Source organism: Neobacillus sedimentimangrovi (assembly GCF_010614825.1).
Classification (GTDB): Bacteria; Bacillota; Bacilli; order Bacillales; family Cytobacillaceae; genus Neobacillus; species Neobacillus thermocopriae.
In genome coordinates this window covers 24,550-41,221 of the sequence record NZ_JAAFZF010000007.1, presented here as the reverse complement: position 1 = coordinate 41,221, position 16,672 = coordinate 24,550, and the positions used below count along the sequence as shown (strand labels likewise).

The following is a 16,672-nucleotide window of genomic DNA, read 5'->3' as shown; positions in this document are numbered from 1 at the left end:
AGAAGGAAGTTAGGTATGGTTAAAAAGAGATCCATTATTTTATTCTTTGTCTTACTACTATTTTCCTTGTCGATGGGTATTGGGAAAATTCTTTTTAGCCCTGAAAAAGAAAACAAAGAGAGTCAATCCTCCGGTTCATCAGGAGTACAAGGGACCAATCTCTCAACAAGAAATGAGGATGAGATCCTAGTCATTGATGATCCAGAAAGTATTCCTGTTTTAGTAAATAAACAACATAAATTACCGGAAAGTTATATGCCAGATGATTTAGTAGAACCTGATATCCCGTTTCTGTTTGATAAAAAATCATCGAATAGAAAAATGCGTGCCGAGGCGGCCGCTGCCATTGAAAAACTATTCGCCGAAGCCAAGCGGCAAGGAGTGATTCTTCAAGGGGTTTCAGCCTATCGCTCCTATACTGACCAATCCGCATTGTTTCAGTATTATGTTAATCAAGATGGATATGAGGCAGCAAGAACTTATAGCGCTTTACCACGAATGAGCGAGCATGAAACCGGATTGGCCATTGACGTATCCGGCTTAGATGCAACATGTGCAGTAAAAGACTGCTTCAGCGGAACAAAAGAAGCCAAATGGCTCGAAGCAAACGCCGCCAAATTCGGATTCATTATCCGCTACCCAAAAGGAAAAGAATCCATTACTGGCTACAAATACGAACCTTGGCACCTCCGCTACGTCGGAAAAACCATCGCCAAAGAAATCATGGAATCAGGTAGCACGCTCGAAGAATACTACAACACCCTTCTCGTAAATAATTAACTTTCAAAATAGAAAAAGATATCAAGGAATCAAATAACGCATTGAAATTCAACATGAATTCCAATGCGTTTTTTAAGTGTTTGCACCTCTCATGCGACAGAGAGATGCTCTTTATTCCCCTTTGATTTCAAGTAATTTAAGGCGAAGATCGTTTTCCATGTTTGCTAGTTCTTGTTCAGCGATCTGGCGTTTGTGGCGGCCTTCTTCTTGGATACACAGTGTTTCCTCCAAGGTAGAGATTAGGTTTTCTTGCGTTTTCTTGAGCGTTTCAATGTCGACAAGTCCCCGCTCATTTTCTTTTGCGGTTTCAATAGTGTTTGTTTTCAGCATTTCGGCATTTTTTAACAGCAACTCATTCGTTGTTTTAGAGACCTGTTTTTGTGCTTCCACTGCATGGCGCTGGCGGATTAATGTCAACGCAATCGCCACTTGATTTTTCCACAATGGAATAGCCGTCACAATGGATGACTGAATTTTTTCCACTAGCGCCTGATTCGTATTTTGAATGAGACGAATTTGCGGCGCACTTTGAATCGTGATTTCTCGGCTCAGTTTTAAATCGTGAAGGCGCTTTTCCAGACGGTCAGCAAACTGGATCATGTCATTAACTTCTTGGAATTTCATCTGGTCATTGGAAGCCTCTGCTTCTTTTTTTAGCTGTGGGATAATCTTTTCGTGTAATTCCTCGAGCTTGATTTCCCCAGCTGCAATGTAAACATTGAGTGCATGGAAATACTCTTTATTCGTTTCATAAAGCTGTTCAAGTAGCTTGATATCTGATAACAATACATTTTTGCTTCGTTCAAGCTTCACAGTAATCCGGTCTATCTGTGCTCCGGTTTTCTGGTATTTAGATAAAACCTCCTGGAGCGAATTCGAGATTCTTCCAAACATTCTTCCGAAAAAGGAAGGTTTGTTGCTCTTTAATTCATCCGGATTTACTTCATTTAATCGCTTCATTAAATCACTGATGATTTCACCAATTTCACCAACGTCCTTTTTCTGGACATGTTCAAGCATTTTGTGGGAAAAGGAAAGCAGCTTCGTTTGCGCCTGTGTTCCATATTGGATCATCGCCTGATGATTCGTCGGATCAATTTGTTCAGCCAACTGTAATGCCTTTGCACGGTGCTCTTCCGGAATAACATCGATTAATTTGACAGGTCTTGCCTCACCACCAGTCTGAGTGGCCGGACTTTTTGTTGGCTCTACTGGATCACCGAACGGGTTGGCGAGAATATCATCTAAAAGGTTTGCCTTTTGATTGTTTGGGATTGGATTGTTTTCTGTCATTTTAACCACCTATTTTCTTCAGGAAATTTCAGTTCCTTTTGTTTTTTTATCGAATGTTTGGCTACATCAATTTCAAAATTTAAGTGATCCACATCATCTGATACAACATGGTAAAGGTCCTCTTCTAGCACTTTGGTCAGTTCATTTAACGTTTGTCGTGTTTCAATGAGTGATTGATTGATTTCCAGACTTTTTTTCGGCTGGGAAGCTAAGAAACTATATTTTTCAGTCAATTCCACAACGGAATCCAAATGAGAAAAATAAAACTGCTCTGCCTGGTAGAAGCGTTTTGGTTCTTTCTGTGCCATTTTTTGTATTTTTTTCACAATCCTTAAAATATCTATTCTCTGTTTGACCGATGAAAGATCGCGAATGGAAAAGAGAGATTTATTTAAGCGGCTGATTTTCTTTTTGGCTTCCGCTAAATTTTTCTTAATATATCGATATTCTTTTCTTGATAACTGGTGTTTTTTTAAAAAAATAGAAGTCATGACCACACCAAGGACCAAATAAGTGATGCCTCCACAAGCAAGAGCTAGTCCAACGGATGGCAGGAAGTTCACATTAAAAAAAAGAAAGCTGATAAGACCTGTGAAAATCGTGACAGGCACAGCAGCAAACGATCGAATAATAAAAGAAAGAATAGGGTTCATGATCATCGACTCCTGACTTAATGTCCTTAATATTTATACGAATAAAACCTGCGAATTGTTTCATTTTTGTTCAAAACGAACACGCAGCAACATCAGTAAGTATGGACTTTTCTAATAAAAATTAAGCAGCTGGGCAAAGAAAATCTCCCACCTTCTATTTCCACAATACACAGAAAATCTCCTTCTCACCACAGACCACAAACGGAAAGGATTCTACGACTTGAGACTTATTTATGAGGAGTAATAGGGAATCCCACTATCTGTCGGGAGACCGGCCGTAGGAAATGAACGCTAATCCACTTCCTAAAACCTCTTCCCTCTAATTATAAAAAACCCTCTTGCCCAACAAGACAAGAGGGAAACAAATACAATGCGACTGTCCAGCCCACAGACCAATGAGACGAAATGTCCACCGCAGGAGCCAGATATAATCTCGAATATTATCGGAAGTCTGCCGGTCTTTCGTCCAGGCGTCCGAAGTGATAAAGGATGGCTTGGACAATTCGCTCAGATGCATGTCCATCTCCATATGGGTTAGAGGCTTTGGCCATTTGGTCGTGCGCCTCTTTGCTAGATAATAGCTCATCAGCCAAACCAAAGATCGTTTCTTCATCGGTACCAGCGAGTTTCAAAGTACCTGCGGCTATTCCTTCCGGACGCTCTGTCGTATCACGCAACACAAGGACCGGAACACCAAGTGATGGAGCTTCTTCTTGAACACCGCCAGAGTCCGTCAAAATTAAGTATGCCCTTGATGCAAAGTTGTGAAAGTCAATGACATCTAATGGTTCAATTAGATGGATTCGGGAGTTATTCCCAAGTACCCGATTAGCAATTTCCCGAACTACCGGATTCATATGAACAGGATACACCACCTGAACATCTGTATGTTTTTCCACTACTCGGCGAATGGCACGAAACATGTTTTCCATTGGTTTTCCAGTATTTTCACGACGGTGAGCCGTCATTAATACTAATCGGTCATTACCAAGTTTATCTAACACAGGGTGAGAGTAATTGGCTTTGACGGTTGTTTTCAGTGCATCAATCGCCGTATTTCCGGTAATAAAAATACCTTCCTCTTTTTTATTTTCCACCAGCAAGTTTTGTTTCGACTGAACCGTTGGGGCAAAATGCAGGTCAGACAACACACCAGTCAGCTGACGGTTCATTTCCTCAGGATATGGTGAATATTTGTTATGTGTTCGAAGACCTGCCTCCACATGTCCAATCGGAATTTGGTGATAAAATGCTGCCAAGCTAGCAACAAAGGTTGTGGTGGTGTCACCGTGAACAAGAACAATATCCGGCTTTTCCTCAGCCAGCACGTGATCGAGTCCCTCAAGGGCACGGGTAGTTACCCCGACCAATGACTGACGTTCTTTCATAATATTTAAATCGTAATCCGGATTGATTTCAAAAATATTTAGAACCTGATCAAGCATTTGGCGATGCTGAGCGGTAACCGTTACGATGGATTTTATTTGATCAGGGTATTTTTCCAATTCTTTAACAAGCGGAGCCATCTTAATCGCCTCCGGCCTTGTCCCAAACACAGTCATAACCTTTAATTGATTTTCCATAGGAACCTCCAAAATATAGTACAAACATGATACCGATTATTTACCAATACCAGGTTGATAGACAAAAAACCCTCAACCTTAACCATAACCATGATAACAAATAATCCTTCAAAGAAAAAGCAACACCCCTAACCCAGCCATACATCATCCCCTTCCCCTCCTTCTCTACTGTCCACCCTACGTGGACAAATTCTTAAAATGGTCCTCAAACACAGTGACTGAAACCTATTTTTACAAGACAACCTTCCTTTTGAAGTCGCTGGGAATATATTGCATAGGCAGTTACAAATTTATGTAAGAGGTGAATTGATTGAAGAAGAGGGCCCTGTTTACGATACCCCTTTGTTTATTGTTCATTGGAGTAATTGTTACTTCTTTTATCTTGATTGGCATGAAACCGGAGGCAGGGAAAGTGTCTCAGGCACAGAAGTTAAATGAGTATACGAAACCAGCGGTTGTTAGGATTATCGATTATGCCGTGGTTGGGTGGCAGTTTAATGATTATAATCCAGAAGTTGAAGCTATATTAAATGAATTAAATTATCAAACGCTTATAGGTGGTTCCGGTTCAGGAGCAATCATTAGCTCAAATGGATATATTGTCACCAATGCCCATGTGACAGAGCTGGCCGAAATGGAAGATCAAGAGATAGCCGACCTTGCTTTTGAACATTTGGTTTCCACCATAGCAGACTACTTCCAGGTTGATTTTAATATTGCCTATGATTATATGGTTGCATTTACGAAATGGACGGGAATTGAAAAAGCCACGAAAGTCATTTTACCCGGCGGCGATATCCTCGATGGTGAAATAAAGAGTTTCGGGGCCCCTATCAATGAAGGCAAAGATGTTGCGGTCTTAAAAATTGAAGGAAAGAATTTACCTACCATTCCTCTCGGTAATTCCGATGAGGTTGAAAACCAAGATAACATCTGGGTCAGCGGATATCCTGCGGCTGCAGATTCAGATCTTTTATCCCCTGACTCCTCTCTCGTCTCTACGATGAATGCTGGACAAATAACCGCCACTGAGAAAAAGACAGAGCAAGGTAGCCCTGTTCTTCAAATAAATGCCGCGTCGACCCACGGCAACAGCGGTGGGCCTGTTATTAATGAAAATGGCGAGATTATTGGTTTATTAACCTTTAGAGGCAACACAGTGAACGGTCAAGAAGTTCAAGGATTTAATTTTGCCGTACCAGTAAATACGGTAAAAGAGTTTGTTAACCAAGCCGGCGCCAAAAACACAAAAAGCGATACCGATCGATTATATCAAGAGGGTTTACAATTATATTGGGGTGGTTATTATAAGCATGCATTAGAAAAATTTGAAGCGGTTGAACGAATTTATCCAAACCACTCTGAAGTCAAGGATTATATTAGTAATTCCGAGAAAAAGATAGGTGAAAGCAAAATCCTATGGTCTGACTATTCAACGACCTTTTACATTGTGGACGTGGTTGCCGGACTACTCATTCTGATTCTATTGGTGTTCACTTTTACCGGCAAATTGAAAACGACAAAAGCAGCAGTGGCTGGAACAGGTTCTATTGATCCAATGCAGGTTTTAGAAAAAACAGACACACAAACAACACCCCAAGGAACCGAACCAGCTAACGCACGTGAATATAACCCTGCCGACCTAAATAAAGACGGAAAAGTCGACATTCAAGATATCCTTATAGCCCTACAAGAACACCAAAAAAATCAGAAAAAAGACGGTAACGAATAAAAAAACAGTATATGGTGCCTAATACAAAAAAGGAAAATATACTAGGATGCAGTCAAAAACTGCATCCTTTTTTATTCTCACGGAATCCTACCATCGTTATAGCTGTCCACCAGAGATGGACAAAATGGGAGTTCTGTCCACGAGCAGTGCCTGACAAAAATTTTCAAAATAAAATAATTGTATTTTTGTTGTCCTAGTATTAAAATTTTTCCCATAGGCAACTTTTCTGTATTTATGCATATATAATAGAACTACTATATATAGATTTTTATATAGATTTTTTGATGAATGTAAGTGTGGATTGAAGATAATACATCTTATAAGGAGGAAATAAACGTGTCTGAAAATCTGTTAATGGCCTTTGGACTCACATTGTTGGCAGGACTTGCAACAGGGATTGGAAGCTTGCTAGCATTTTTTACAACCCATACCAATAAAAAGTTTTTATCCGTAACCCTCGGATTTTCTGCAGGGGTTATGATTTACGTGTCAATGATTGAAATTTTTGTCAAAGCTAAGGTCGCACTAGTCGATGCGTTGGGAACTGTTCCAGGGAATTGGATGACAGTCGGCGGCTTTTTCGGTGGTATGCTCCTAATTGCCGCAATAGATAAATATATTCCAAAACAAAGTAATCCACATGAACTGAGAACAGTTGAGGATATGACTGAGAGTGGATACGGAGCCGGGACCATACAGCCGGAGTTACTAAAAATGGGAACATTTACGGCCCTCGCGATAGCAATTCATAACTTTCCAGAAGGAATAGCGACCTTTACATCTGCCCTTCAGGATCCGAAGCTTGGCATCGCCATTGCTGTGGCAATCGCCATTCACAACATTCCAGAAGGGATAGCGGTATCAGTACCTGTATATTTTGCGACCGGGGATAAGAAAAAGGCATTCAAATTATCTTTTTTATCAGGGCTTTCAGAACCAATTGGAGCCTTCGCTGCCTACCTTTTCTTAATGCCGTTTTTAAATGAAATAATGTTCGGTATCGTCTTTGCTGCTGTAGCGGGGATTATGGTCTTTATTTCCCTTGATGAACTCTTACCAGCCGCCAAAAAATATGACGAAGCCCACCTTTCCATTTATGGCTTAATCGGCGGCATGGCCGTAATGGCACTAAGCTTGTTATTGTTTATATAGAAAAGCGAAAGCGCCCTGCTTAGCGTCGTATGACCTGGAGGTTCTCCGACTGAGATAAAGGAAACACGAAGAGCGATAGCGATTCGATGTGGACTTATCGTAGGGCGGAGAACGAAGGGCACTAGACGCTAGGGCGCTGGAGCTAGACAGTTCTCGAAGTCAAAAATATTCTCTCTTCTAATCGGAAAAGCGAAAGCGCCCTGCTTAGCGTCGTATGACCTGGAGGTTCTCCGACTGAGATAAAGGAAACACGAGGAGCCGAAAGGCGATTCGATGTTGACTTATCGTAGGGAGGAGACCGAAGGGCACTAGACGCTAGGGCGCTGGAGCTAGACAGTTCTCGAAGTCAAAAATATTCTCTCTTCTAATCGGAAAAGCGTAAGCCCCCTGGTCAACGGCGTATATCCTCCTCCCAAAAGCTATCGCTTTCGGTCGTGCGAGGATTATGCTGCCGAAGCTTTCCTTTTGGAGCTTTCCAACTGAGATAAAGGAAACACGAAGAACCAAAGATGATTCGATGTGGACTTATCGTAGGGCGGAGAACGAAGGTGTCTCACCGCTAGGGCGCTGGAGCTACACTTTTTCTCATTCCTTATCTTCAAACAAAAAATGAAACAATTGATTAACTGAATAAAAATCTCAAAAAAAATCCGTACCTCTTAAAAGAAGTACGGATTTTTTATTATTCTAGTTTTTCACGTACAATTCTTGTCCAGGCTGAAGTGTTTGAACTCCTTCGATTTCAACAGTTTCTGGGTATTTTAATCCTAAACCTGTATTCAAACATACAACATGCTCATCTTCTTTAATCCATCCTTGCTCGCGAAGAATTCTTGCAGCAGCGAATGTAGCTGCCCCCTCCGGACAGATGAAGTTACCTTCTAAAGATGCCACTTGTTTTTGAGCCGCCAATAAATCCTCTTCTGAAATAGCAATTGCACAGCCTTCTGTCGCATAAACACCTTCTAATACTAAGAAATCTCCTAATGCTTTCGGAACATTAATACCGAAGGCACAAGTTGTTGAGTTTTCGAAGAACTTCGATTCTTTTTCGCCCTTTTTCCATGCATCTACAATTGGGGCACAACCTTCCGCTTGAACTGCCACTAAACGTGGGAATTTACCTTTTTCTATCCAGCCTAGTTCTTGCATCTCAAGAATGGCTTTATAGATTCCAATAATTCCTACGCCCCCACCTGTTGGGTAAAGTATGACATCAGGAACTTTCCATCTGAACTGCTCGACAATTTCGTAGCCCATTGTTTTCTTACCTTCAATCCGATAAGGTTCTTTTAATGTAGAAGCATCATACACACCTTGATTTTGTACGAGACTCGCTACTACTTTCCCCGCATCACTAATTAAACCATTAATTAAATGCAAGTCGCCGCCAGCAACAAATACTTCTTTACGTGTAATTTGAGGGGCATCTAAAGGCATAACAATCGTCGCTTTAATGCCGGCTTTAGAAGCATATAAGGCCCAAGCAGCACCTGCGTTACCATTAGTAGGCATAGCTAATTGCTTGACACCAAGTTCCTTCGCTTTTGATATACCGACACTGGCTCCACGTGTTTTAAAAGATCCTGTTGGAATGATTCCTTCATCTTTTATATATAAATTATTGATTCCATATTTAGCTCCAAGCCGATGGAATTTTTCAAATGGTGTCATTCCTTCACCTAGTGTGACAACATTCTCTTTACTATGTACCGGTAGTAATTCATGGTAGCGCCATAAAGAATTTCGTCTTTTAGAGATTTCCTCTTTTGTTACATTCGCTTTTACTTTTTCTAAATCATAGCGAGCAAGTAATGGCGAACCACATTTACATAATTGCTGTACTTTATTTTCCTCATATGTTTCGCCACATTTCGGGCACTCCAAATGGGAAATATAACTGAAATCTTTCATTTTTTCTCCTCCTAAAATAGAAAAGACTACAATTAGTCTCTTTAAAAGAGAAAAATTGTAGTCTTGGATTTGTCAAATCAACTAATGAACTTATAAAACTAAGATCATATTAATCTTACTTTTCCTATTAGTCAACTTTGTTTTTGACATTTTTCTAATATTTCATATAAAATCGACTATTGATCTCTAGTAGCTTGAACAATTTTTAATTTTTCTAATATATCATCTGTTGATGTGGCGACTTGTAAAATGTCCTTTTGCTCCTCACGAATAAAGCCTTCTTCAATCATTTTGTTAAAATGTTGAATTAATGCATCATAAAAACCATTGATATTGTAAAGAATAACTGGGTTATTATGTAGACCAATTTGTGCCCATGTAAACACTTCAAAATATTCATCCAGTGTGCCACAACCACCTGGTAATGCAATAAAGGCGTCGGAAAGATCAATCATTTTCTTTTTTCGAGTATGCATGGAATCAACGAAATGAATTTCTGTTAAATGTAAATGAGCAATTTCTCTTTTTTGTAGATGTTCCGGCATAATACCAATTACTTTTCCATTATGGTCCAGTGCGGCATCTGCTATTGCTCCCATCAGTCCTACATTAGAGCCACCATAAACAATGCCAATAGATGCGCTTGCTAACTGTGCTCCAAGTTCTTTTGCCTTTTCCACATAAATCGGATTTTTCCCTGTTTGTGAACCACAATAAATGGCAACGTTCATGATCATTCCTCCAAACCAGTATGATATTTTATATTATAATCTGAAAATATTAATTAATTGTAAAGTTTATGAAAATATATATAGTTGGGAAAACCAATGTTCACCATAATAATATTTTACATTTTAAAAAAATAATCAGTTAATTGATACTGGTGAACCACTGTTGCAACTATTAATTATATAAATATACGGTATTCATTTTTTATTTTCCTTTTGATCCTATTGATGAGTGAGAAGAAATGGAGCTACAACGATATAGAAATTTTAAATGTTTGGCCCATGAGGCAATGAACAGACATTTGTGAAGGAAAATGATCTTCATGTATAAATGAGGCCAGGTGCAAATATTTATTAAATATCAGCATGGTGTTTGAATCAGCGAGGGGAGATGGTATACATGTTACGAATCATTCAAAGAGTAGTTGGCATTGTTTTGCTCATTTCAGGAATTTATCTGATTTTCGGTGCACAGGAGTTCTTTGGAACGATACTTATTATATTGGCATTTCTCATTTTTCCTACGGTTAGTAAGCCGACACACCAATCGAATGGGAATGATTTCGATTATCGAGATCAACAAAATGACAATGCCCACGATTCTGAGAATAATGCTGGAAGTGTGGGCAGCGATTCCGGTAGTGATGAAGGGGATTGATTCGTCTTCCTCCTCTTCCTTCATTCCTAAAAATATATTAATATTGGGCTGTTCCATCATATAATCATGCTTCTAAGCAGCCTTTTTCAAATGATTTGTTAAATTTATCTACAGCCGGCCTCCTCTCCCCTCCGAAATATGTCGAGCCCATCCCTCTTTTCTCCTTTATTCCCCGGGAAACTTACAAATTTCGACGAATTTCATCAATTACTACTATTCTATTCCAAAAAAATTACTAAAATAAGGAAGAATATTGTCGAATTGTACTTCACAATGATAGAAATACAGTTTAATATAAAATTAACAAAATAAGGGGTAATTGTATTTAAAGCCCAAAAGGAGGGGTGTCATACGTTTATCAACTAGTTTGAAAATTTTTTAGAAAATTAAATAATTGAGGAAGGGTTTTAGTTTTGAAAAAGTGGGTTTATTTTTTAACAATGATCGGATTGATCATCATAGGTCTGACTCTTGTTCCCCATCCATCTTTAGCTTCCAGTACTGGATGGAAACTTGAAAATGGAAAATGGTATTATCTTCAGAACCAAATACCCGTTAAAGGATGGTTACAGGACGGGGATAAACGGTATTACTTAAATGACAAAGGAATCATGGTAACTGGATGGGCAACCATCGAAGGCAAACGGTATTATTTCCAGGCTAATGGAGCGATGAAAACCGGTTGGCTGAACGACCGTGGAACATGGTATTACTTTGAAGCAAACGGGGCCATGAAGACTGGATGGATCCTTGACCATGGCACCTGGTACTATCTGCAGCCAAACGGTGCGATGAAAACCGGTTGGCTCAATGATGCTGGCAAACGGTATTACCTCCTTTCAAGCGGAGCCATGAAAACGGGTTGGCTAAACATCCATGGAACATGGTATTACTTTGCACCAAACGGGGCTATGAAAACTGGATGGATCCTTGACCGTGGCACCTGGTACTATCTGCAGCCAAATGGTGTGATGAAAACCGGTTGGCTCACTGACGCTGGCAAACGGTATTACCTCCTTTCGAGCGGAGCCATGAAAACGGGTTGGCTGAAGCTTAATAACAACTGGTATTATTTTAAATCCAGTGGGGAAATCAGTTACGGACTGCAAAAAATCGGCCATGATTTCTACTATTTTAATCAGTCAGGAGTCATGCTAGCCAATCAATGGTATGTACATAATCAAAAAAAATATTATTTTAAAAACGATGGCGCAGCTGCCAAAGGTGTATTTAATTACCAAAACAAAAAATATCTATTCCATGCAGATGGCACTCTAGCCAATGGATGGGTCAACATGAACGGAAAATGGTATTTTTCTGACAGTAATGGACTTGTAAAAACAGGCTGGTTGACCTATGGTGGAAAAAAATACTTCTTGGATGCGAACGGAACAAGGGTTACTGGCATATATAAAATCCAAGGAAAAACATACTACTTTAATAATGACGGTGTTTTATCAACCGGCCTTATAGAGATTAATGGAAAAGCTTTCTATATTCAATCAGATGGCACTCCTTTTACCAATGGCTATTTTACGATAAATGGTAAAAAATATTTTGCAAAGTCTAATGGTGAACTTCAAAAAGGCTGGCTCTTACAAAATAACAAGTGGTATTACTTTGGCAATGACTACACAATGAAAACCGGCTGGGTCCTAGTGAATGGAAAATGGTACTATTTAAACAAGGATGGAGTCATGCAGACCGGCTGGTTTGTGGAAAATAATAAAAAATATTACCTAAGTTCCAGTGGTGCCATGAGTACTGGCTGGCTCAAATTAAATGGAAAATGGTACTACTTTAATTCATCTGGGGTAATGCAAACCGGATGGATCGAGGTAAAAGGTGTCAAGTATTATTTAAATTCAGCAGGTGTCATGCAGACTGGATGGATCACCATCAACAATATGGATTATCTCTTTGATTCAAGTGGTGCACTTGTTCGTGGCCCTGTTACGAAAGGAAAGGACGAGAAAACCATTGTCATAGACCCTGGACATGGTGGCTATGATGGCGGTGCTAGTGTAGGCAGTGTGAAAGAAAAAGACATCAACCTACAAGTGGGACTGAAATTTGCAGAGCTTCTAAAAAACCAAGGCTACAAAGTATATATGACCAGAAATAAAGACGAGTTTATTTCTTTAGATCAACGTGTGGCTTTTTCCAATTCCATTAAACCTGATGCCTTTATCAGTATTCACGTGAATTCCGCCGGTGCAACCAGTGCTAAAGGGATAGAAACTTATCATAATTCTAAAGATGGTGTAATGCCTACAGAGAGCAAACTGCTTGCTACCTATCTTCAAAAAGCATTGATTGAAGCAACAGGAACGGTTGACCGTGGCATAAAAGACGAAAGCTTCCGCGTCATTCGTGGAAATGAAGCACCAGCCGTTTTAGTGGAAATTGGCTTTATTACAAACAGTGGAGAAAGAGCAAACTTAACAAGCAATAGCTATCAAAATAAAATTAGTTCGGGCTTACTGAAAGGTTTAAAGAATTTCTTTCAAGCTACAAATTAACCTTCCTACCCCCACCCTTTGATTATAGGGCGGGGGTTTTTTATGCCGGAAGATGACAAGTGATAAGAAAATACGATAGTATAAATCTTATAAATGGAAAAAAGGAGGATGCCTATGTCTGCCTCTAAAAATCAGCCTGCCTCCCCTTTTCGTGCTGTCTGCCCGCTTGATTGCCCTGACCAATGCGGTTTGCTTTTGCATAAACAGGACGGCAAGATTGTGAAAGTGGAAGGTGACCCGGATCATCCAGTAACTCGAGGTTATATTTGCAATAAAGTTCGAAATATGACGGAACGGATCTATGACCAAAATCGGTTAAAATACCCGTTAAAACGGGTTGGACCCAAGGGAACTGGGCAGTTTTCCCGCATTAGTTGGGAAGAAGCAATCGATACGATTACCTCCCACTGGAAGAAGTTGATGGCAACAGAAGGTCCTGAGAGCATTCTCCCTTACAGTTTTTACGGAAATATGGGACGGTTGACTGCGGAAGGGATGGACCGCCGATTTTGGAACCGTCTTGGCGCAACAAGACTAGAGCGATCAATTTGTTCCTCTGCAGGATCGGTAGGCTACAAATATACGATGGGCGGAAGTTTTGGCATGGACCCGGAGGATACGGTTCATTCGAAACTGATTATTTTTTGGGGGATCAATGCAGCCAGCACGAACATGCATCAATTGGCCTTGGCGCAAAAAGCTCGAAAAGAAAACGGGGCTAAAATTGTCGTCATCGATGTTCATAAAAACCAGACTGGTAGATTGGCAGATTGGTTTATTCCTATTTTGCCAGGGACAGACAGTGCCCTTGCGCTCGGGATGATGCATATTTTATTTACTGAAAATTTGGTTGATATTGACTTTTTAAAAAAATATACGATTGGTTGGGAGAAACTTCGCGACCATGTAGTACAATATGACCCAACAAGTGTTTCGGAAATAACAGGTGTACCGGTGGATGACATTTATCAACTAGCCCGGATGTATGGTTCCATAGAGCCGGCGTTTATTCGGATTGGTAACGGTCCTCAGCATCATGATAATGGCGGCATGTTTGTCCGGACCGTATCCTGCCTCCCTGCCTTAACCGGTCAGTGGCTAGTAAAGGGCGGGGGCGCCATCAAAGGAAATTCAGGGTGGCTCGCTCATAACTCTGCCCGCTTGCAACGATCAGATTTATTGAAAAACAAAAACACCCGTGTGGTAAACATGAACCAGCTCGGCGACGCCTTATTGAAACTTACTCCACCGGTGAAATCACTGTACGTGTATGGTTCAAATCCAGCGGTTGTGGCGCCTTCAAGTGGCAAGGTCCGTGAAGGTCTGGCACGGGAAGATTTGTTTACCGTGGTTCATGATTTGTTTTTATCAGAAACAGCGAAGTATGCAGATATTGTCCTACCTGCGACTTCGTCATTTGAGAATACCGATTTTTATACATCATACTGGCATCATTATGTACAGCTTCAGCAGCCAGTTATTGAACCATATGGCCAAGCCAAGTCAAATGTGGAGGTTTTCCGCTTACTTGCTGCTGGAATGGGGTTTGAGGATGAAGCCTTTGCACAGTCAGAGGTGGAAATGATAGCCGAGGCATTGGACCATCCCCAAAATCCATATCTAGAAGGAATCAACTATGATGTTTTAAAGGAGCGACATTTTGTAAAGGCAAAGGTGAAGCCACTGCTCTCTGAAAAACTACCAACCCCAAGTGGAAAGATTGAGTTATATTCTGAGAGGATGCAGAAAGACGGATACCCTCCACTACCGACATATGTGCCATTACCAGACGATGGTGGCCAATTCCCATTCCAATTTGTTCCTGGACCAAATCATAACTTCTTAAATTCGACGTTTTCAAATAACGAGAAGCATATTGGCATGGAACGGGAACCTCGGCTTTTTATGAATCAAGTGGATGCGGAAAAGTTAGGGATTAAGGACGGCGACTTTGTCCGGGTTTGGAACGACCGAGGGGAATGCGAACTAAAGGCGGCTGTAGGTGACAGTGTTCTTCCAGGCGTCGTGGTCACACAAGGATTATGGGCGGATATGGCTTGTTCGAGCACCAACTTTCTAGTTAACAGCCTCACCCCCGACCGAATCGCAGACATGGGTGGCGGTGCTGTCTTTTTCTCCGGAAGAGTCGCAGTGGAAAAACGCAAATCACCCAAAAAGAGGGGGTAAAACACCCCCTCTTTCGTCCATGCTCTCTCTATCCACATGTCAACTTTATGTAATTTAAAAACAAAAATTCCGCATAAAAAAACCTTCTCGCTTTGGAGAAGGTTTTTTTGATTCATCTCGACCGGTGTTAGGCTGTTTCTTCTCTGTCTTTTATTTTTAGAGCTTGTTCAAGCCATTTTTTCCCTTCGACAAGACGAGTAACGAGCATCGCACACACGGTATTTCCAGTAGAATTCAACAGGGTGGCTGGTGCATCGATGATCGTACTAATAACGGCAATAATTGGCAGAGCTTCAGGTGGGAAGCCATATACACTGATAATCAGCATTTCGCCAATCATCCCACCACCTGGAATCGCCCCCATGACAGCACCAACTAAAAAGGCAACAGCAAGGATACTTAAAATATTCGAAACACTTGTTAGATCTTTACCAAACAAAGCAAAAAGGAAAACAATTTTCAAAACACCACCGAAAACCGAACCATCCTTATGCGTGTTGGCTCCAAGCGGGATAATCGTCTCTGCGATATCCTTTGGAACCCCCATTTTTCTCACCGCCGCCAGGTTTACAGGAATACAAGCGGCGCTAGAGCAAGTGGCAATGGCTGTGACTGATGGTGTGATCGCATTTTTCCAAAAAACTTGCACACCAGCTTTGCCGCCGGCGATAAAAGCATATAAAGTAAAAAATCCAAAATAATAGATGACAGTCAAAATGAGATAGAGTACGAACGAACGAGCATAGCCTTCGAGAATTTGCGGTCCAAGTTCACCAATGACTGCCGCAAAATAACATCCCAAACCAATTGGAGCATAATACATGATGAGGCTGACCATTTTCATCATGACCCCTGTTGCAGCTGATAAAAAGTCCGCAACTGGCTTTGCTTTCTCCCCGACCAGTGCTGTCGAAATTCCAAAGAACAGCGCAAAGACAATCAACTGCAACATATTGCTTCTTGAGAGCAACAAATTAAAATCCGACACAGTAAAGGTATTAACCAACTGGGTAAGGAATGAAGGCTGCTCGGTTTCCTCCGCTACTTCTGCCCCACTCATCACCTGCTTAATTGCATCGATATCAGAAGGTTCAATTGGGTGAATAATCGATGTGCCTGCAAATCCGAGAATCGCAGAAACAGATGCAGTTAAAAGGAAAACAAGTAGAATGCTGCCCATGATTTTTCCAAGACGCTTCATGCCATTCATGTTGGCAATGGCTGAAGCAATGCTGAAAAATACTAGTGGCACGATCATCATAAACATTAAGTTTAAGAATAGATCACCGAATGGCTTAACCACAGCAGCCTTCGGTCCAAAATAAATACCTGCCACCCCTCCAAGTAAAATAGCAGATAATAAAATAAGCGTAAAACGATAATTTCTCAAAAACTTCAAATGGGTCACTGCCTTTCGCAAGAGTAAACACAATTTTTCACACTTGAAATCATACCCCAATTCATGCCGAG

The 16,672-nt window shown here is 40.8% G+C and carries 12 protein-coding genes; 6 read left to right on the top strand and 6 right to left on the bottom strand.

Annotated elements, in window-relative coordinates; genetic code table 11:
- Nucleotides 1-15: 15 nt before the first annotated feature.
- Nucleotides 16-780, top strand: a complete 765-nt coding sequence (locus GZA11_RS04625; RefSeq protein ID WP_163183078.1) for a M15 family metallopeptidase — start codon at nucleotides 16-18, stop codon at nucleotides 778-780.
- Between the two features lie 111 nt (nucleotides 781-891).
- On the opposite strand, the gene GZA11_RS04620 is transcribed toward GZA11_RS04625, so the two are convergent.
- From GZA11_RS04620 to wecB, 3 genes are all read right to left on the bottom strand, one after another.
- The gene (locus tag GZA11_RS04620) at nucleotides 892-2,073 is read right to left on the bottom strand and encodes a toxic anion resistance protein (protein ID WP_163183077.1); all 1,182 of its coding nucleotides are present in this window, start codon (nucleotides 2,071-2,073) and stop codon (nucleotides 892-894) included.
- On the bottom strand, nucleotides 2,070-2,726 hold the full coding sequence (locus GZA11_RS04615; protein WP_163183076.1) for a 5-bromo-4-chloroindolyl phosphate hydrolysis family protein: 657 nt from the start codon (nucleotides 2,724-2,726) through the stop codon (nucleotides 2,070-2,072). The genes GZA11_RS04620 and GZA11_RS04615 overlap by 4 nt, the downstream gene beginning before the upstream one ends.
- 440 nt (nucleotides 2,727-3,166) lie before the next feature.
- Nucleotides 3,167-4,309, bottom strand: coding sequence for a non-hydrolyzing UDP-N-acetylglucosamine 2-epimerase (wecB, locus tag GZA11_RS04610; RefSeq protein WP_038537425.1), 1,143 nt, complete (start codon nucleotides 4,307-4,309; stop codon nucleotides 3,167-3,169).
- 310 nt (nucleotides 4,310-4,619) lie between these two features.
- Between wecB and GZA11_RS04605 the strand changes: the two genes are divergently transcribed.
- Nucleotides 4,620-6,041 (top strand): trypsin-like peptidase domain-containing protein, encoded by a 1,422-nt coding sequence (locus tag GZA11_RS04605; protein WP_235924853.1) that lies wholly within the window; start codon nucleotides 4,620-4,622, stop codon nucleotides 6,039-6,041.
- 336 nt (nucleotides 6,042-6,377) lie between these two features.
- Nucleotides 6,378-7,193, top strand: coding sequence for a zinc transporter ZupT (zupT, locus tag GZA11_RS04600; protein WP_038537428.1), 816 nt, complete (start codon nucleotides 6,378-6,380; stop codon nucleotides 7,191-7,193).
- Between the two features lie 687 nt (nucleotides 7,194-7,880).
- Here the strand turns inward: zupT and GZA11_RS04595 are convergent.
- Nucleotides 7,881-9,107 carry a threonine synthase gene (locus tag GZA11_RS04595; RefSeq protein ID WP_163183075.1) on the bottom strand — a complete coding sequence of 409 codons (1,227 nt, stop codon included), beginning with the start codon at nucleotides 9,105-9,107 and terminating at the stop codon, nucleotides 7,881-7,883.
- A gap of 176 nt (nucleotides 9,108-9,283) precedes the next feature.
- Entirely contained in the window at nucleotides 9,284-9,838 is a 555-nt protein-coding gene (locus tag GZA11_RS04590; RefSeq protein WP_204317743.1) for an LOG family protein, read from the bottom strand.
- 397 nt (nucleotides 9,839-10,235) lie between these two features.
- On the opposite strand from GZA11_RS04590, the gene GZA11_RS04585 reads away from it, so the two are divergent.
- From GZA11_RS04585 to GZA11_RS04575, 3 genes are all read left to right on the top strand, one after another.
- A complete protein-coding gene (locus GZA11_RS04585; protein WP_163183074.1) occupies nucleotides 10,236-10,493 on the top strand; it encodes a hypothetical protein in 258 nt (85 codons plus the stop codon).
- 413 nt (nucleotides 10,494-10,906) lie between these two features.
- Nucleotides 10,907-13,015, top strand: coding sequence for an N-acetylmuramoyl-L-alanine amidase (locus tag GZA11_RS04580; protein WP_163183073.1), 2,109 nt, complete (start codon nucleotides 10,907-10,909; stop codon nucleotides 13,013-13,015).
- A gap of 114 nt (nucleotides 13,016-13,129) precedes the next feature.
- On the top strand, nucleotides 13,130-15,202 hold the full coding sequence (locus GZA11_RS04575; protein ID WP_163183072.1) for a molybdopterin-containing oxidoreductase family protein: 2,073 nt from the start codon (nucleotides 13,130-13,132) through the stop codon (nucleotides 15,200-15,202).
- Nucleotides 15,203-15,329: 127 nt separating this feature from the next.
- Here GZA11_RS04575 and GZA11_RS04570 read toward each other — a convergent pair whose 3' ends face one another.
- A complete protein-coding gene (locus GZA11_RS04570) occupies nucleotides 15,330-16,601 on the bottom strand; it encodes a dicarboxylate/amino acid:cation symporter (protein ID WP_163183071.1) in 1,272 nt (423 codons plus the stop codon).
- Between the last annotated feature and the right edge of the window lie 71 nt (nucleotides 16,602-16,672).